Here is a 16,420-nt window from a genome sequence, read left to right on the forward strand (position 1 = left end):
TCAACAGCCGGATGCGGTCAGCCTCTTCGGCCGTTGGTATAAGGTCAGGATTAATTTTACAATCAAAATTGATCGTATATGCTCACACACAATCAACGCATCCCCTCACCCAAAGCTCAGAGAGGGATAGGAGGACACCCCGATGCTACGTCGCACCCTGATCGCTGCTGCTTTGCTGTTGTCAACGCCGGTTCTGGCGGCAGACAAACCCACCGACACGCGACCGGTGCGCGTCATTCTGGTCGGCGACTCGACCCTGACGGACAAGTCGGGCTATGGCAAAGGCTTCTGCGCGCAGTTCAGACCCGAAGTGGTCTGCGTCAACGCGGCGCGTGGCGGTCGCTCGTCCAAGAGCTATCGCGTCGAAGGCCTGTGGGACAAGATTATCGCGCAACTGAACGACGGCACGGCGTCGAAAACCTATGTGCTGATCCAGTTCGGACATAATGACGGCTCATCAAAGCCGGAACGCCACACCAATATTGAAACCGAGTTCGGCCCGAACATGCGCGGCTATGTGCTGGACGTGAAAAAAGCCGGTGCGGTGCCGGTGCTGGTCACGCCACTGACGCAGCGCCATTTCAGGGGTGGCAAGCTACAAAATGACCTTCTGCCGTGGGCGCAGGTGACGCGCCTGATCGCGCGCACGACGGATACGACCCTGATCGACCTCTATGCCGAAGGTCAGGCGAAGGTGCAGGCGATGGGCGCGGTCGAGTCGCTCAGCCTCGCCGGACAGCCGGTGCCGCAGAATGTGCGGGATGCCGCACCCACCGGCACCACGGTCCCGGCCAAATTCACCGACGCCTCTCAGGGGCAGGGCACCGCGCAGGCCTTCGACTATACGCACCTTGGCCCCAAGGGCTCGGACTATTTCGGCCAGATGGTGGTCGATCTGTGGGTTAAGGCCGATCCCAAGGTGAAGGCACTGGTGAAGTAGCGAAAAAAGTCCCTCCCCTGATTTGGCTTCGCCGAACTTCGTTTCAGGGAAGGTGGCGCGAATGAAATGAATAGATGTTGGGGGTTAACTACTTTTTGCGGCTTTGTCAAAAAACACACCCAGCCATGTGATCGGCGTGCTTTTTAACCACTTGCGCGCGAGCTGTCCGCATAGCATAGTTCTCTTACAACTTTGGGAGGGGCTATGTCTGAAACATTTCAGCTATTTCGACTGGTGTTGACGCCGCGTAGGCAAATTGACCTGTTAGATGTACATTCGGGATTTACGCGGGAACAGTATTTAAAAAGCGTATTCACTGAAGAGCGCAAATTTAAAAGGCGTAAATCAGAATTTCATTACATACCAGAAGATAAGGCGCTGCCCGATGGGGCGATAGTAGGTAAGTTGGGTAAACCGGTTCGAAGAGAGGAAAACTTACCTCCGGACCAAGGATTCAAAGAAGTCACGCATGATGCTTGGAAAGCAGTTGTGATCGCAATTGACCCCACCAATCATGAGGATGGTCAGAAGGCCTCTGTGCAAATAGACGCACAAGTGGGCAATCCGTTGGTACTGCTGCCTGAATTTGTCAAAGCCATAAACGAATCTTACCCTGGCGCCCCCTTTCTTATCCAAGCCGAGCCATTGTTTGATCAAGGAGATTTCTGGGATTTTGCGCACGAAAATTCGGGTCAAGTCACCTGTGTAACATTTGAGTTTGTAACCCCTAACGGTCCTTGGGGGACGGCAAATGACGTTAAAAATGGCATGAAAGAATATCAGAATATTTTAAATGCGGCAAAAGTTACACAGACTTTTCAGAATAAAGATGGCTTAGATTTAGATAATGATCTTATAAGAGCGTCTGTAGATTACGCCGAGTCTGGGCAAGGAACTATAAAAGCCAAAGCAAAGAAAAAGAAAAAATACAACTCGACGGACAGCAGAAAAACCGTTACAATAAAAAGCGAACCGGAAGGCGACGAAGAGGTTGTTGATATTGTGTTCAGACTATTCAAAAAGGTTTTGGGTAGAAATTGATGAACAGAACAATCGCTATTTGCTCTTTGTTAGCTTGGTCGGCAATTTGGAGCGCCGTAGTCATATGCGCGCCGTGGATTTTTAGCGACAAAAACAAATTTTTTGAAGGGTTTGTGAACGAGCAGTTCTTGAGTTTTATGGGCGTCATTGTGACTATAACATTAGCTTCCGCTGCTAATTTATTTATAGAAATGAATAAACTTGAGGATAAAGTTGATAAGCCCGTATTCCGTAAAGCAAAAGACGGCGTAAAAGATTCATCTTATTGGCTTATAGCGCTTTTGATATTTTCTATCGTTGTTGTAATTGTAAAACCACTTGTTAATACGGGAGAAAGGTCGCAGGCCATTGTAAATGGAGCAGCCATTACGATAATTATAATGAGCGTACTTATTTTAATTGATTTGACTCAATCTGCCTTCACACTTGATCCAAGGCAAGACTAATTGACATTGACGATCAAGGGGGGGACTTAAACCTCGCACACCCCGTCATTGCACGTCGGGCCGCTCCTGACCTCCGGCGGCAGGTCGTCCCAGGCGCGGTTCAGCACCTGCGTGAAGCCCGCCACCGGCTGCGCGCCGGACACGGCATAGCGGTCGTTGATGACAAAAAACGGCACGCCCTGCACGCCGCGCATTGTGATAAATTCCTGCTCCTCCTGCACCGTGTCGGCATAGCGATCGGTTTTCAGGAAAGCCTCGGTTTCCGCCGCCTCCAGACCGATCTCGACGGCCAGCGCCACCAGAGTCGCCTCATCAAAAAGGGACTGCGTTTCGGCAAAATAGGCGCGATAGAGCCGCTCAACCGCCTGCGCCCCCAGGCCCTTGTCCTGCGCAAATTTCACCAGCCGATGCGCCTTCAGCGTATCGCCGTAAAACGTGCCTGCAAGCGTCATAGAGAGGCCGGCCGCCGCCGCCATCTGCTCGACCCGCGCCTGATTCTGATCGGCCTGAGCCGCCGTCAGGCCGTACTTCTGTTGCAGCATCTGCCCCACGGGCGCGACCTGGGCATCCGGCCCCAGACGAAAGGCGTGGTGGCGCACCGTGACCTGATCCTTGCCCGCAAAGCCTTCCAGCGCCTGTTCAAAATGACGCTTGCCGATCCAGCAGAAGGGGCAGATCAGATCAGACCAGATATCGACGGTAATCGGGCTTGGGGACACGGACATAGGACCTCGCTTTCCCCCCCGCATATCGGTCTTTGTGCGCCCCCGCGCAAGCAGGGAGGAAAAGGTAACCGCCTCAGGCCGCGACCGACAGGCGGATACCGAGCGCCTTGGTCACCGCCAGCAGGGTCGTCAGCGTCGGATTCCCCGATGGGCCCAGCGCCTTGTACAGCGCCTCACGCGACAGGCCGGTTTCGCGCGACAGGTCGGTTATGCCATGCGCGCGGGCAATATCGTTAAGCGCGCTTCGGATTTCATCCGCGTCACCGTCTTCAAACACCGCCGCCAGATAGGCCTGAGCGGTTTCCGGATCGCTGAGATAGTCCGCCACATCAAAAGGAGCGATGGTCTCCATCGGGAATGTCCTTTGCCAAACTCCGCGCCAGGCGAATATCAGACTCCTGACTACCTTTGTCACCGCCGCAGAGCAGCAGGATGATCTGCGTGCCGCGTTGACAATAATAGACCCTGTAGCCGGGGCCGCTATGGATACGCAATTCACTGACGCCATCGCCTATGGTTTTGACGTCACCGAAATGCCCGCTTTCCAGTCGTTTCATACGGCGCAGTATCTGCGCTGCGCCGAGACGGTCTTTCAGCGTAACAAGCCATTTGTCGAAACGTTCAGTGCGATGGAGCGTGAACATGGGAACATTCGTTATCCAGAATGTAGTGCGTGATCATGTTAACGACCCCATTCACCGAATGGGAGGGACGGATTACGCCCCTCGGTCGGTTACAATAACTATAACCCCCCAATTTGTCAACTATAGTTATCATTTCACTGCGCCAGCAGGAACCCCAACGGAATATCCACCCGCGCGCGCCAGTCGGCTTCGTTGTGCGTGGTGCCTTCGAACACCGAACTGCGCCAGTTGCGCCCTTCGACCCAGCCATAGCGCGGCAGAACCGCCTCCATCTTCAGGCTATAGGGCCGGTAGTTGGCATCGAGGTCGCGCGTGCCGTGGTCCATATAGAGCCGCTGACGCTTCGGGTCGAAATGCGCCGTGTGGAACCACGCCCCCCACGCCTGCGCCGTGGCGTCCGCCGCCGCCTCGCGCGCTTCCGGCGTCGCGGGTGGGGCCATCAGCGGCCAGTGGATCGACACGCAGGCCGCGCGCCCGAACACCTGCGGGTACTCGCCCAGCGCATAGAGCGAAATCAGCCCGCCCATGCTGGAGCCCATAATGCCGGTGTGGGCGGCATCGGGGCGCGTGCGATAGGTGCGGTCGATAAAGGGCTTCACCTCTTCGACCAGAAAACGCAGATAGTCGTCGGCCTTGAGCGGCCCTTTGGCCAAAGTCATCACCTGCGCCTGCATGTCGGCGGGCAGATAGGCCGCCAGCTTTTGCGGGAAATAGTCGGCATAGCGCGTAGGCGAATTCCATACCCCCACGACGATGGCCTTCTGGCCCATGGCGCTGAGGGCCTCGTCAATGCCCCACTCCTTGCCGCCATAGGCAGTGGCGGTCTCAAACAGGTTCTGCCCGTCGTGCATATAGATGACCGGCAGGCGCGGCCCTTTGGGGTCATAACCTTCGGGCACCCACACCCAGACATGGCGCGCGCTGACAAAACGCGACGGGAAGGCCTCGTACTTATCGAGCCGGCCGTGCGGTACATCGGCGGTGGCGCTGACGCTGTGCGTCGGCACAGGATCGGCGGCCCCTGCCCCCACTGGTACAGCGAGGAGCAGGGCGGCGAGAATCGCTACAAAAGCGCGCATGGTCACAGCGCCTTGAAACGGATGGCCTGACCGCCGCCGGGCGCCAGTTTCAGCGTCAGGCGGTCCTTGGCGGTCACCTTGCGCTTTTCGATCTGCATCGAATGGCGGGCGTCTGTACGGTAATCGGCATCGTCACCGTCGCGGTAGATCTGCGCCTCATAGGTCTTGCCGGGCGTCAGGAAGTCGAGCGCGATGTCGAGGCTGCGCGCCTCCTCATCCGTCACCGCCCCCAGATACCAGTCGCGGCTGTGCTTATCGAGGCGCACCAGCGTGGCGTAATCGCCCGGCTCGCCGTTCAGCATCTTTGTATCGGCCCAGTCGGTCGGCACGTCCTTGATGAACTGAAACGCCGGCATCTCCTTTTCGTAATTTTCGATCAGGTCAGCGGCCATGTGGATCGGCGAATAGAGCACCACATAGAGCGCCAGTTGCTTGGCCTTGGTCGAATAGATCGGCTTGCCATTCCCCTGAAGGCTGAGGACACCCGGCGTGAAGTCCATCGGGCCGGACAACATGCGGGTGAAGACCAGATTGGCCTCGTGCTCCGGCGGGTTGGGCGGATTGCCCCAGGCGTTATATTCCATGCCGCGCTGACCTTCGCGCGACACCCAGTTGGGGTAGGTGCGGCGCAGGCCCGTATCCTTGATCGGCTCATGCGTATTGATGGCGATATGATACTTCGCCGCCGTTTCGGTCACCTTCTGGAAGTGGCGCACCATGTCCTGCGAGTCGTTCCAGGTGTAGTAGGGCTTGCCGTCCGCCCCCATCACCTTGGCCCCACCCGCATCGGCGACATAGCCAGTCTTCACCGCATCGACGCCATTCTGCTGATAGAGGGCAAAGCCTGCGTCCATCTGCGGTTCGTAATGGGCCGCATTGCCGCCCGTTTCGTGGTGGCCCACAATATGCACGCCCTTCTTTTTGGCATAGGCCGACAGGGCGGGCAGGTCGAAATCGGGATAGGATTCGGTAAAGCTGAACAGGTCGCCAGTAGCGAACCAGTCTTCCCAGCCGGTGTTCCACCCTTCGACCAGTACGCCGCGGAAGCCATGCTTCGCCGCAAAGTCGATATATTTTTTGGTGTATTCGGTCGTCGCCCCGTGCTTAGGCCCGGCTTCCCAGGTCTTGGTGCCGAGGTGCATATCCCACCAGATGCCGACATATTTGAACGGCTTGACCCAGCTCACATCGCCCAGCTTGTTCGGCTCATTGAGGTTGAGCAGGATGTGCGAGTGATAAAGGTCCGGCGCGTTATCGGTCACGATCACCATGCGCCACGGCGTCGGGAAGGGCGCGTCGCGCACCACATTGGGGCCGATGGACGACGGGGCCAGCCGCGTCTTCAGGCGCTGCCCATCGACGCGACGCATCCAGATGGCCGCATAGTCGATCAGGGCGGCCTCATGGAAGCTCATATAGAGGCCGGAGTCGGTCTTCAGCGTCATCGGCGTCTGGGCCTCGGACACTTCGGCCAGCGGCGTCTTCTGGATGATGTATTCTTCGCGGTTCCATTCGCCGGCGACGTTCCAGTAGGCGGTCGCCTTGTCGCTGACGGCAAACTCGGTCAGTTCGTCGGTGATCTTCAGCGTCTTCAGTTGCGGCTGATCGGGAAACTCATAGCGGAAGCCAAAGCCGTCATCGAACAGGCGGAACACCACCGTCATGCGGCGGTTATCGTACTTTGTCTGCACCACATCGACGCGCAGCTCGGTGTGCGTATCGCGGATGGTCTGCCATTCGCCCCACGGCTGCTCCCACGTCGCATCAAAGGCCGAGGTGGCGGTCTTTTCCACGGAGAAATTGCGGTCCAGCTTGGGCTGATCGGCCAGAATGAAGCCCAGCCGAGACGGGGCGATGATCTCATGGCCCTTGCGCGCAATGGCATAGGACAGACGCCCGTCATTATCGAGCAAGACCTTGACCGACAGGACCTTATTGGGCGACTCAGCGGTGGCGATGACCGCCAGCCCCGTGGCCTGACTATAGGCCGCATCAAGCGTTTCGGCGGCGGCCACGGCGGGCGGGGCCCAGCCGATCGTTGCGGTCGTAGCGGTAAGCGTCATGGCAAGCCCCATCAAAACTGGCTTACCAAAGCTAAAGCGCTTTGCGCGAACTGTCATCGTCTGTCTCCCTGTGTTTTATCGCTGTCGGCGTTTGTCCTGTGGTTAGCACACCGCCCTGCCAAGGGTGCGTGCATACGTATTCAGAACGGCGCGGCTCGCGTTGAATACGTATTCAGATTGCCGCTGTGCGCCCCGCAACCTAGTTTCCGGTCAAACGATTTTACAGGGATAACCACACAAAGACTCCCCCCCCTGATACCCCTTCTGCCCGTGGCAACGCGGCGGAACCGCCATTTCAGCCCTGGAATGGTTTCTTCTCAAACCTGACCTTTTAACCCCGCTGCGCGTCTCCCGTCGCACGGGGTTATTTTTTGGCTATCCGCCACAGCTTTCGCGGATAATCAGGCGGGTCGGCACGCGCACCGGCTCCACCGGCGCATTGGCGATCATGCGATCCAGCGCATCGACCAGAGCGCGTGCCGCCGCCGTCGTATCCTGCCGCACGGTCGAAAGCGCCGGTGTAGTGCAGGCCGCCGCCCACAGGTCATCAAAGCCGATCACCGACACGTCCTGCGGCACGCGCCGTCCCTGCTTCTGCAAGGCCTGCATGGCCCCGATGCCCGGCAGGTCCGCCGTGGCAAACACCGCGTCAAACTCTGCCCCGCGCTGCATGAGCCGCGCCACCGCCGCCGCCCCGTCTTCGCGCGAGATAAAGCAGTCGGCCAGCAGATCGGCGTCCAGGCTCAGGCCGTTTTCGCGCAGCGCCCGCGCATAGCCGTCATAGCGGTCGCGAAACTCCGGATGGCTGGATGAGGCCTCGCCCAGAAAGGCGATGCGCCGCCGCCCCAGCCGGATCAGGTGCGACACGGCCTCATAGGCGCCCTGTTCATTATCCGAGCCCAAACTGTGCCCGGCGCCTGGCTGCACCAGCCCCCAGACGACCCACGGTTCGCCGATATCGCTTAAGCCCTCGGCCTTGCGCACATAGTCGTCATAGTCCTTATAGCCCAGCAGGATCAGGCCGTCGGCGCGCCGCGCAAAGCCATAGTCGTTGCTCCAGCTTGCGCTCTGCTGTTGCAGCGAGGTCAGGACGTCATACCCCTTCTGACCGGCATATTTGAGGATGGCCCCCAAGAGCGGCACAAAAAACGGGTTGATCGGATTGTCCTGATCGAGGTCTTCGGAAATCAGCACGGCAATGGTGTTGATCTTCTTTGAGCGCAGTTTGCGCGCATTGACATCGACCGTGTAGTTGAGCTGCTGCGCCGCCTCAAAGACGCGCTTTCGCACCTCTTCGGACACCGCCGGTGACTGGCTAAGCGCGCGCGACACGGTGGCCTGCGAAACGCCGGCCAGCGCCGCTATGTCAAAGGATGTTGGCCGTTTTACCCCCACGCGGAGCCTCCCTTTTTTGCGCAGCATAGCCCGCTTCGGGAGCGGCGGCTATTTCTTAATATAGAGGGTCTTTTCCGCCCCTTCGACCGTGGTGCCGTCGGTCCGCGTGGCGCGCAGAGACAGGGTGTGCGGCCCCGGTGTCAGCCCGGCCTTATCCAGCTTGAAATCGAATTGCAGCTTCGGCCAGTTTGGGTCGTAGCGCAGGGCGTCGGGCGTCTTGAAGCCTTCCGGATCAAGGCCGTAATGGGCCTGCGTCACCGGCTTGCCATCGATCAGAATATCGACGCGGGTCACGCCCTGAGCATCGGCGGCGATACCGAAATAGTTGGTCTGCGCCGTGGCCTCAAGGAACTGCCCGCGCGGCGGTTGCGCGATATAAAGCTCCGGCAACAGGGCACACGGCGCGGGCGGCGACTTCACGGCGTCCTTACGCAGGCGGCCGGTGTAAAACGCCACCACATTGCGCCCCGGCGGAAGCTCGACGCGCTTATACAGCATCAGGTCGTCAAAGCGCTGACAAAGGTCGCGGCGGAAGCTCAGCTCCTCCGGCTGATGGTAGAGATAGCTGGGGTCGGGCAGGACCAGCACCACGCCCTTGCCCGCCTGCGTCTTGATCAGGTCGCTGAGGCCCAGCCCCCAGGTCTGACGCGCCGTGCCGAAGCGCGAAAAGCGGTCATAGGGCTCACCCAGCGTATAGAAGGTGCGCGTCGGCCTGTTGGGGAACTCCAGACGCACCGCCGGGACGTGGCCCGACACCGCCACGGCGACTTCGGGGCCGAACTGCTGCCGCGCCAGCGCCTCGGCCTCGATCAGGGTCGGGTGCAGCACGGTCCAGTCTTCGTTGCGCATGAAGTTGATCTGCTTCCATTGCCACGGCAGCTTTTCCGTGTGTGCCCAGACATATTCATAGACGGTGATACCGATGCCGACGCCCAGCGCCAGAACCGGGCCTAGCGCCAGCGCCCCCTGACGCAGACGGCGCGCGCCCATCGTTTTGGCCTGATCGACAAAGCGGATCAGCACGCCGGGTAAGCCCACCACCAGCGGCACATAGGCCAGAAACGGCCAGTGCGGCATGATCTGCGCATTGGCAGGCGACTGAACGAAATAGAAGCCGAAGATAAACGCGCCAACAATGCCCAGAAGCGCCAGAGGCGTGCGCCGCTTATCCCAGCACAGCGTCTTGGCCGCAAAGATCAGGCCGACAAAAAACACCGGCGACACCAGCCCGATCTGCTGATTGAGAAAGGCCGTCATCAGCTTCAGTTCCGGCCGCCATACCGGGCGGTTGGTGACGTGGAAGGCGATGGCGGGCCAGTCGTTGAAGGCGTTGTAGAGCAGAGACGGCAGAAGCCCCAGCGCCGCCACACCTCCGGTCGCCCAGAATTTGGGCCGCCCCCACAACTGCCGCCCGGCCGGCGTCAGCAGGGCAAACAGCACAATCCCCGCGCCGGGAAACAGAAAACGAAAGTGCACAAACAGGCCCAACGCCCCGCACAGGCCCGTCAAAAGCCACCACTTCCATTCATCGGTCTTGAAGGCGCGGATCAGGCAGCCCAGCATCAGGGCCAGCAGCAGTTGCAACAGCCCTTCCGGATAGAAGATGGTCCCCGACATCGACAAGGGCGGGATCAGCAGCGACAGGATGGCAGCCCACAGGGCCTGACGCGCCGGGACGACCGGTTTGGCCATGAACCAGATGGCAAACGGAATGGCGGTGGCGATCAGCAGCGACAGCACCCGCAGCGGCAGGACCTCCATGCCGAAGATCAGCGTCACCAGCCGCGACAGCAGCGGAAAACCGGCAGGGATATCGGGATAGCCCAGTTCCGGATAGAGGCCGGACACGGCGAAGTGCCCCTCTTCCCAGATGACATTGGCCGTCATCGCGATATAGAGCTTCCACACAAAGATCACCGCGCCGATGATCAGCCCCGCGCGCATCAGCGTCCGGTCGTCGCCAAACAAGGGCTTTTGCGGCCCCAAGGCTTCCGGTCCCTGTCCGATCTCATACAACTGGGTCATGCATGGCCTCCCTTCCCTCTTCTATAGCGGGGTTTGCCCATCGCACAATCAGGATGTTGCGGCAGGCCAAACCGTGTTAAGCCGTAATGAAGTTACATCTGCATCGAGTTTCCCCATGCTTTCCGTCCTCGACATGTTCAAGATCGGCATTGGCCCGTCCTCCTCGCACACGGTGGGGCCGATGCGCATTACACGCCGCGCCCTGATCGAGGCGAAGACGGCGGGGGTGCTTGAGCAGGCGGCGCGCGTGCGCGTGGAGCTTCAGGGCTCACTGGCCCTGACCGGCATTGGTCACGGCTCGGACAAGGCGGCGGTGCTGGGGCTGTTGGGGGCCGAGCCGGATCAGGTCGATCCCGACTGGGCCGATGCCACCTATGAAGCGCTGAAAACCGCCACAGAGATTTCGCTGTTTGGCGGCCCGACGGTTGGCTTTGATTACCGCCGCGATATCGACTTTCGCGGTGATATCACGCCGCGCCTGCACCCCAATGGCATGAGCGTGCGCCTGTACGATGCGGCGGGTGTGGAGGTGTTTGAGCGCACCCTCTATTCGACCGGTGGCGGCTTTATCGCCTCGGCGGCGCAACTGTCGGCTCCGGCGCAAAACGACCGCATCAGCGTGGGTCAGAAGGCGGCTTTACCCTTCACCTCGGGGGCCGAATTGCTGCACATATGTGCGCAGCATAATCTCAACATCTACGACGTTGTGCTGGCCAATGAAGACGCCCGCCGCCCGCGCGCCGAAACCGATGCCGGGTTGAAACGCATCTGGGAGGTGATGGATTCAGGCATCAACCGCGGTCTGAAAACCAGTGGCATCCTGCCCGGTGGCCTCAGCGTGCAGCGCCGCGCCCCGCGCCTGTTTGAGACGCTGAAAACCGAAGCGCACAATCAGGAATCCGAGCGCCTGTTCGACTGGCTAAACGTCTTTGCCATGGCCATCAATGAAGAAAATGCCGCCGGCGGGCGGGTCGTCACCGCCCCCACCAATGGCGCGGCAGGCATTATCCCGGCCCTGATCCGCTATTATTGCGCCTTTGAGGGCTGGAGCGAGGCCGATACGCGCTCGGACGGCAAGATCGGGCGCTTTCTGCTCACCGCCGCCGGCATCGGCATGATCTATAAGCAGCGCGCCTCGCTGTCCGGAGCCGAGATGGGCTGTCAGGGCGAGGTCGGCGTCGCCTGTTCGATGGGCGCGGCGGGCCTCAGCGCCGTCTGGGGCGGCAGTGCCCCTCAGATCGAGCACGCCGCCGAAATCGGCATGGAGCACAATCTGGGCCTGACCTGCGATCCGGTCGGCGGGCTGGTACAGATCCCATGCATCGAACGCAACGCCATCGGCGCGGTGAAGGCCGCCAATGCCGCGCGCCTGTCCTTGCGCGACGAAGGCCCGCACAAGGTGACGCTGGATCAGGTGATCGAAACCATGCGCCAGACCGGCCTCGACATGTCGTCGAAGTACAAGGAAACCTCGCAGGGCGGCCTGGCCGTGAATGTGGTGGAGTGTTAAGGCGAAGAGGATTTTAGGTGGAAACGTGTTTCCAGCTCCTCCCCTGATTTCAGGGGAGGTGGATTTGACGCCGCTCAGGCGTCAAAGACGGTGGGGTTAAATACCGCTGCTTTAACCCCACCCGGCCCTTCGGGCCACCGGCACCGGCCGCCCGGCTCCCCTGAAATCAGGGGAGGTGCTAAAGCGCGAAGCCGTTTCCACCTAAAATCATCCTACTCTAGTTTTTCAGCGGCATCCGTTTCAGGCACTCATTCAGGCGCGGCGTCAGGGTGTCGCTGTCCACCTTGCCTAACTCTGTCTTGACGGCGGGGGTCGCCACAGCGGCGAAGACAAAGCGTTCGGTGTGACCTTCGGCGATCTTGATGGCCGCATCGGCTTCGCTGAGCGACTTTTTGGCGGCCTCCAGCCCCTCGGTCGAAAGGTTGGGTGAGCGTTCGATACGCACGATCAGACTGTCCATAATCTCGTACTGACGGTCGCGCAGCACCTCGGCAATGGCGCGGCATTCGCTGGCCTCGGCGGCGCTGAGCGGCTTCACTTCTGGCGGCGATGCGAGGGGCTGGGCAACAGCCGACACCACCCACAGGACGCTCAGGCCCATCCCTATCGCGGTCGCGTGACGCACAAGGCTCATGAAACTCCCCGGTTAATGAGGGATGCCGATAGCATCGGCGCGCGGCTCAATTATGGCACGGTGACATAACCCCTGTCGATCAGCCAGTCAGACAACCGCGCGGGCCAGTCCTTGACCGCGCGCAGGTTCGACCGCTCGCCCATATTGAAGGCATGACCACCGGCGGCCAGTATGTGTGTTTCGACCGGCACCTCCGGCCACGCCGCATAAAGCCGCGACAGGCGCTCCAGCACCGCCACCGGCCCGCGATCATCGTGCGCCGTCAGGAAGAAGGCCGGGGGTGGTGCCGTCTCAAAGCGCTCCGGCACGCCCAAAGGCCCCGGATAGACCTCGATAATAAAGTCCGGACGCGCACTCAGGCGATCCATCGGGTCGGCCGCCGTCGCTTCCCCGTCAAACCCCGCAAAGGCCGTCATGTGAACCAGCTCGCCCCCGGCGGAAAAGGCCATCACACCGATGCGTTTGATGCCATATTCGGCGGCGTGGGCGCGCACCCAGCGCACGGCCCGCCTCAGGTCCGCCGCGCCGTGCGTGGCGATATCATAATCCGCTTTCGGGTTATCGCTTTCGCGCCCCAGCCGGTATTTCAGCGCAAAGGCCGTCACGCCCTGCGCCTGAAGAAAACGCGACGGTTTCACCCCTTCGGAAGTGAAGACGAGGTTTTCGTGCCCCCCGCCAGGCAGGACGATGATGGCCGTACCGCTGTTGCGGGCGGGGTCAGCGCGAAACACGGTCAGGGACGGATTATTGACGCCCCGCACCCACCAGTCGCCGGATGTTTCGGGCACGTCGCGCAAGGCCTCAAAGCCCGGTGCGCCCTTGTCCCACAGGGGGATAACGACACCCGCGTTTTGAGTGATCGTTTCTGCCGCCAGCGCGGGCGACAGGCTCAAAACCGCGACTACACAGGCCAGCATTCTGGCGACAAAACAGGCACGCATGATCATCCTCCCTTATGTTTTGGAAGGAGCATAGAGCGATGTGCGAAAATGTGTATGTGGTTTTTTACAGCGCCGTGGTGGCCGCCGCTTCGACCGTGTAATCCGCCGCTACGCGCAACTCACGCAAGGGGCGCACAATATCAATCGACTGCTGATACAGCGGATGGTCTTTATAGGCGCGCAAGGCCGTCACGTCGGCAAATTCGCCATAGACCACGACTTCGATATCGTTGCCGAGTTGATCGACCTTTTCATTAAAGGCGACCTCCAGCTTCTGGGCGTGCGGGATCTGCGTCAGCAGGGACAGGCCCTGACGGATGCGGTCGCGATCGGCGCTATCCTTGCAACTGAACATGACGATGTGACGCAGCATCGGGGCAATCCGTACAAAATGTAACCGCCGCCCCTCTTAAAGCGTCAGGCGGCTCAGTCAACTCAAATGCGAGATAATATGGCCCGTACCTAACAGCGGGCTCTGAACAAAACCACCTTGACTATACCAGGTTACACCTCCAACCTACCCTTGAGGAGAGAAGAGTGTGCTCAGACAACTTTTGATCAACGCTATCATTTTAGCAACACTGACGACGTACTTGGTGCCGGTCGGTAACGCATCCGCCCAGTCCGCGCCATCCGATCCAGACTGGAACGTGACCGAGGTCACAGTAGAAAAGTCCCTACCAGGACCGGCACTGTGGAAAATCACAAAAGAAGACAAAGTTTTGTGGGTTCTTGGTGTCATGCCAATGCAGCGTACTCATTGGGATATGAGCCGCGTCAAGCGTTTGCTCGACGGCGCTGAAACGCTCTACCTCCCACCCCTCAGCGAAGGCACAATCTCTCTGAGCAGTACCCGCCTCCCCGAAGGTCAGATGCTGCGCGACGTGATTTCAGAGAAAACCTATATACGATATCGAGCGACGGCCAGAACCTTTAATATCGAAACCAAAGAGGACGAGCAGTACCAGCCCTTTTGGGCCGGACAGAAGATGTTCCAGAGGATACGCTTGTATAACGGAATATCCTTAAACGCAGTCACCGAGCAAGTCGTCGATGCGGCTAAAGCTCGAAAGGTAAAGGTTCGCCGGATAGCACTCTACGATAGCTCAGATACATTGGCGGAGAGTACGACTTTTACAACAGAACAAGGCGAGGCTTGCCTTAATTACACCCTGGATAGCATCGACCATTTGGTCCCAAACCGCAAACGCGATGCTGCGGCCTGGGCCAGAGGTGACGTCGATACGCTCAGGGCCCGACTTGCGGCAGCCCCCAAGGTGACGTGCGGCAATAATCAGTCGGTACGAGGCAATAAGGCGCGAAGCGACACGCTTCGCGCTATCGAGCAAGCGCTGAGTGGTCCTCGGCGCAACGTCATGATTTCTTCTTTGTCGGTACTGTTGATGGACGACCAACTGATGCACGAACTGAGTGCGCTTGGATATAAGGTCATTGCACCAAGATCCAAACCGGCGCCTTAACCCAGTGCGTCTCTAACCGTGCTTGTGACCTCGGCGATGCAGGCGCGAATTGAGATAGTGCGCCCCGGCGACAAACACCGCGCCGATAATGCTGATCAGGGTTTCATGCGCGGCCACCACCGGCACAAAGGCCGCCGCCGCCAGAAGGCCCAAACCGATAACCGCCAAGGCAGCCACCAGCGGCTTTTTCCAGCCACCCGTGCGATGCAGCGCCCAGATGCTCAGCGGCGCGGCCATCAGAATCAGCACCTGATGCACCAGATGGTCGCCCGCCACCTGACCCAGCACCGGCAGGGCCGCCACGGCAAACGGCAGCAGCAGACAGTGCGCCAGACACAGGCCCGACAGGCCAATGGCGGTGGCATCCATCCACGAATTCGGCTTGGGGTCGGGCAAGGTGGGCATCGAGGGCGGGGGCTTCGCAGCTTCGGGGCAATATCGGGTCTTTGTTTGGTCGCGCAATTATTCCGAAAAATGGTACCCACTTTGTCGGATTGCGCTCTAGACATATGTTATACCGTAACTCTTTGCAAGGGGCGAGGCAAAAGATAACCGCCCACATATGTTACTTTATAACACGTTAACAAGCCCGCTTTGCGATTATTTTTCCCACTCGATATGCACCACCTTATAGCCATTGGCTTTCAGCGCTTTCAGCATCTGCGGCAGGGCCGCCGCCGTGCTGTCCTGACCGTCGTGCATCAGAATAATGCCGCCGCCCTTGCCCTTAAGGCGTTCCAGAAGACGCGCGGTCAGCATGTCCGGCGTCTGATCCGGCAGCCAGTCGTCAATGCCCAGATCGACCGACATCACCGTGATCTTTTGGGCTTTCAGCGCCTCGATCAGGGTCGGGCTTTCGGCCAGAAACGGAAAGCGATAGGCCGTGGCGGCGTGGCCAAAGGTCGCGGCGTAAATGTCCTGCGTCGTTTTCAGATCGGCTGCCTGCGCGTCGGGGCTCAGTTGCGTCATGTTGAGGTGCGTCAGGCTGTGCATCGCCGTCGAATGGCCCGCCGCCGCCACCTGACGCGCCAGATCGGGGTGTTTGGCCATATTGTCGCCGACCATAAAGAAGGTCGCCTTCACGCACTGATCGGCGAGCGCCTTGAGCACCGGGGGTGTCGATTCGGCGCGCGGCCCGTCATCAAAGGTCAGCACCACCTCGCCCGGCTGCAAGGGCAAGGCCCCGTGCTGCGCCGTGCCGTAGGCGGCGCCTTCGCGCTTTAAAACCAGCGTCCGTGATGTCCCCAAAGCGTCCGGCGCACAGGCCAGCGCCGTCACCGGCACAGCGGCCAGGCTCACACAGGCCGCGACAATAAGCGAACGAATCATGCAACACACTCCCCAAAGATGATCCGGACGGATAAACCCGCACGGTCTTATTTGCAGCCATATTGCCTGCATAATCGACCGTTGGAAAGCCGTTAGGGTGATTAAAGCAACGGCCGAATGCTGAGCGCATCCGGCCGTTGAAAACTCGCGAATGTCTCTTCTGCATC

Annotated in this window: 17 protein-coding genes; 5 read left to right on the forward strand and 12 right to left on the reverse strand. The window is 59.7% G+C overall.

Annotation, left to right across the window (positions count from 1 at the left end; all coding sequences use genetic code 11):
• The first annotated feature begins 142 nt into the window (after nt 1-142).
• From EM6_RS06830 to EM6_RS06840, 3 genes are all read left to right on the forward strand, one after another.
• Nucleotides 143-940 (forward strand): GDSL family lipase, encoded by a 798-nt coding sequence (locus EM6_RS06830; protein ID WP_126421305.1) that lies wholly within the window; start codon nt 143-145, stop codon nt 938-940.
• A gap of 204 nt (nt 941-1,144) precedes the next feature.
• Complete coding sequence (locus EM6_RS06835; RefSeq protein WP_126421307.1) at nt 1,145-1,981, forward strand: hypothetical protein; 837 nt, start codon at nt 1,145-1,147, stop codon at nt 1,979-1,981.
• On the forward strand, nt 1,981-2,427 hold the full coding sequence (locus EM6_RS06840; RefSeq protein WP_126421309.1) for a hypothetical protein: 447 nt from the start codon (nt 1,981-1,983) through the stop codon (nt 2,425-2,427). The genes EM6_RS06835 and EM6_RS06840 overlap by 1 nt, the downstream gene beginning before the upstream one ends.
• 26 nt (nt 2,428-2,453) lie before the next feature.
• On the opposite strand, the gene EM6_RS06845 is transcribed toward EM6_RS06840, so the two are convergent.
• From EM6_RS06845 to EM6_RS06875, 7 genes are all read right to left on the reverse strand, one after another.
• On the reverse strand, nt 2,454-3,152 hold the full coding sequence (locus EM6_RS06845; RefSeq protein ID WP_172961152.1) for a DsbA family oxidoreductase: 699 nt from the start codon (nt 3,150-3,152) through the stop codon (nt 2,454-2,456).
• Between the two features lie 73 nt (nt 3,153-3,225).
• A complete protein-coding gene (locus EM6_RS06850) occupies nt 3,226-3,504 on the reverse strand; it encodes an addiction module antidote protein (protein ID WP_126421313.1) in 279 nt (92 codons plus the stop codon).
• Nucleotides 3,482-3,796, reverse strand: a complete 315-nt coding sequence (locus EM6_RS06855) for a type II toxin-antitoxin system RelE/ParE family toxin (RefSeq protein WP_126421315.1) — start codon at nt 3,794-3,796, stop codon at nt 3,482-3,484. The genes EM6_RS06850 and EM6_RS06855 overlap by 23 nt, the downstream gene beginning before the upstream one ends.
• A gap of 134 nt (nt 3,797-3,930) precedes the next feature.
• Nucleotides 3,931-4,875 (reverse strand): alpha/beta hydrolase, encoded by a 945-nt coding sequence (locus EM6_RS06860; RefSeq protein WP_126421317.1) that lies wholly within the window; start codon nt 4,873-4,875, stop codon nt 3,931-3,933.
• Nucleotides 4,876-4,877: 2 nt separating this feature from the next.
• Entirely contained in the window at nt 4,878-6,938 is a 2,061-nt protein-coding gene (locus tag EM6_RS06865; protein ID WP_232037014.1) for a glycoside hydrolase family 97 protein, read from the reverse strand.
• Nucleotides 6,939-7,313: 375 nt separating this feature from the next.
• A complete protein-coding gene (locus tag EM6_RS06870; protein ID WP_126421321.1) occupies nt 7,314-8,333 on the reverse strand; it encodes a LacI family DNA-binding transcriptional regulator in 1,020 nt (339 codons plus the stop codon).
• Between the two features lie 48 nt (nt 8,334-8,381).
• Nucleotides 8,382-10,358, reverse strand: a complete 1,977-nt coding sequence (locus tag EM6_RS06875; RefSeq protein WP_126421323.1) for an ArnT family glycosyltransferase — start codon at nt 10,356-10,358, stop codon at nt 8,382-8,384.
• Between the two features lie 115 nt (nt 10,359-10,473).
• On the opposite strand from EM6_RS06875, the gene EM6_RS06880 reads away from it, so the two are divergent.
• Nucleotides 10,474-11,868: an L-serine ammonia-lyase gene (locus tag EM6_RS06880; RefSeq protein WP_126421325.1), complete on the forward strand. Its 1,395-nt coding sequence runs from the start codon at nt 10,474-10,476 to the stop codon at nt 11,866-11,868.
• 217 nt (nt 11,869-12,085) lie between these two features.
• Here the strand turns inward: EM6_RS06880 and EM6_RS06885 are convergent, their stop codons facing one another.
• The 3 genes from EM6_RS06885 to EM6_RS06895 all read right to left on the reverse strand — a co-directional run bounded on the left by EM6_RS06885 (nt 12,086) and on the right by EM6_RS06895 (nt 13,816).
• On the reverse strand, nt 12,086-12,502 hold the full coding sequence (locus tag EM6_RS06885) for a hypothetical protein (RefSeq protein ID WP_126421327.1): 417 nt from the start codon (nt 12,500-12,502) through the stop codon (nt 12,086-12,088).
• 50 nt (nt 12,503-12,552) lie between these two features.
• On the reverse strand, nt 12,553-13,443 hold the full coding sequence (locus EM6_RS06890) for an alpha/beta hydrolase (protein WP_126421329.1): 891 nt from the start codon (nt 13,441-13,443) through the stop codon (nt 12,553-12,555).
• 64 nt (nt 13,444-13,507) lie between these two features.
• Nucleotides 13,508-13,816: a Dabb family protein gene (locus EM6_RS06895; RefSeq protein WP_126421331.1), complete on the reverse strand. Its 309-nt coding sequence runs from the start codon at nt 13,814-13,816 to the stop codon at nt 13,508-13,510.
• Between the two features lie 166 nt (nt 13,817-13,982).
• Between EM6_RS06895 and EM6_RS06900 the strand changes: the two genes are divergently transcribed.
• On the forward strand, nt 13,983-14,924 hold the full coding sequence (locus tag EM6_RS06900) for a TraB/GumN family protein (RefSeq protein ID WP_126421333.1): 942 nt from the start codon (nt 13,983-13,985) through the stop codon (nt 14,922-14,924).
• A gap of 12 nt (nt 14,925-14,936) precedes the next feature.
• On the opposite strand, the gene EM6_RS06905 is transcribed toward EM6_RS06900, so the two are convergent.
• Nucleotides 14,937-15,329: a MerC domain-containing protein gene (locus tag EM6_RS06905; protein WP_232037015.1), complete on the reverse strand. Its 393-nt coding sequence runs from the start codon at nt 15,327-15,329 to the stop codon at nt 14,937-14,939.
• Between the two features lie 195 nt (nt 15,330-15,524).
• A complete protein-coding gene (locus EM6_RS06910; protein ID WP_172961153.1) occupies nt 15,525-16,253 on the reverse strand; it encodes a polysaccharide deacetylase family protein in 729 nt (242 codons plus the stop codon).
• Between the last annotated feature and the right edge of the window lie 167 nt (nt 16,254-16,420).

Source organism: Asticcacaulis excentricus (genome assembly GCF_003966695.1).
Taxonomy (GTDB): Bacteria; Pseudomonadota; Alphaproteobacteria; order Caulobacterales; family Caulobacteraceae; genus Asticcacaulis; species Asticcacaulis excentricus_A.

Coding starts and splice junctions, on each gene's coding strand:
- EM6_RS06855 (WP_126421315.1), bottom strand. CDS start 3,796: ATGTTCACGCTCCATCGCACTGAACGTTTCGACAAATGGCTTGTTACG.
- EM6_RS06875 (WP_126421323.1), bottom strand. CDS start 10,358: ATGACCCAGTTGTATGAGATCGGACAGGGACCGGAAGCCTTGGGGCCG.
- EM6_RS06890 (WP_126421329.1), bottom strand. CDS start 13,443: ATGCGTGCCTGTTTTGTCGCCAGAATGCTGGCCTGTGTAGTCGCGGTT.
- EM6_RS06905 (WP_232037015.1), bottom strand. CDS start 15,329: ATGCCCACCTTGCCCGACCCCAAGCCGAATTCGTGGATGGATGCCACC.
- EM6_RS06860 (WP_126421317.1), bottom strand. CDS start 4,875: ATGCGCGCTTTTGTAGCGATTCTCGCCGCCCTGCTCCTCGCTGTACCA.
- EM6_RS06895 (WP_126421331.1), bottom strand. CDS start 13,816: ATGCTGCGTCACATCGTCATGTTCAGTTGCAAGGATAGCGCCGATCGC.
- EM6_RS06830 (WP_126421305.1), top strand. CDS start 143: ATGCTACGTCGCACCCTGATCGCTGCTGCTTTGCTGTTGTCAACGCCG.
- EM6_RS06865 (WP_232037014.1), bottom strand. CDS start 6,938: ATGACGCTTACCGCTACGACCGCAACGATCGGCTGGGCCCCGCCCGCC.
- EM6_RS06835 (WP_126421307.1), top strand. CDS start 1,145: ATGTCTGAAACATTTCAGCTATTTCGACTGGTGTTGACGCCGCGTAGG.
- EM6_RS06840 (WP_126421309.1), top strand. CDS start 1,981: ATGAACAGAACAATCGCTATTTGCTCTTTGTTAGCTTGGTCGGCAATT.
- EM6_RS06845 (WP_172961152.1), bottom strand. CDS start 3,152: ATGTCCGTGTCCCCAAGCCCGATTACCGTCGATATCTGGTCTGATCTG.
- EM6_RS06910 (WP_172961153.1), bottom strand. CDS start 16,253: ATGATTCGTTCGCTTATTGTCGCGGCCTGTGTGAGCCTGGCCGCTGTG.
- EM6_RS06885 (WP_126421327.1), bottom strand. CDS start 12,502: ATGAGCCTTGTGCGTCACGCGACCGCGATAGGGATGGGCCTGAGCGTC.
- EM6_RS06850 (WP_126421313.1), bottom strand. CDS start 3,504: ATGGAGACCATCGCTCCTTTTGATGTGGCGGACTATCTCAGCGATCCG.
- EM6_RS06880 (WP_126421325.1), top strand. CDS start 10,474: ATGCTTTCCGTCCTCGACATGTTCAAGATCGGCATTGGCCCGTCCTCC.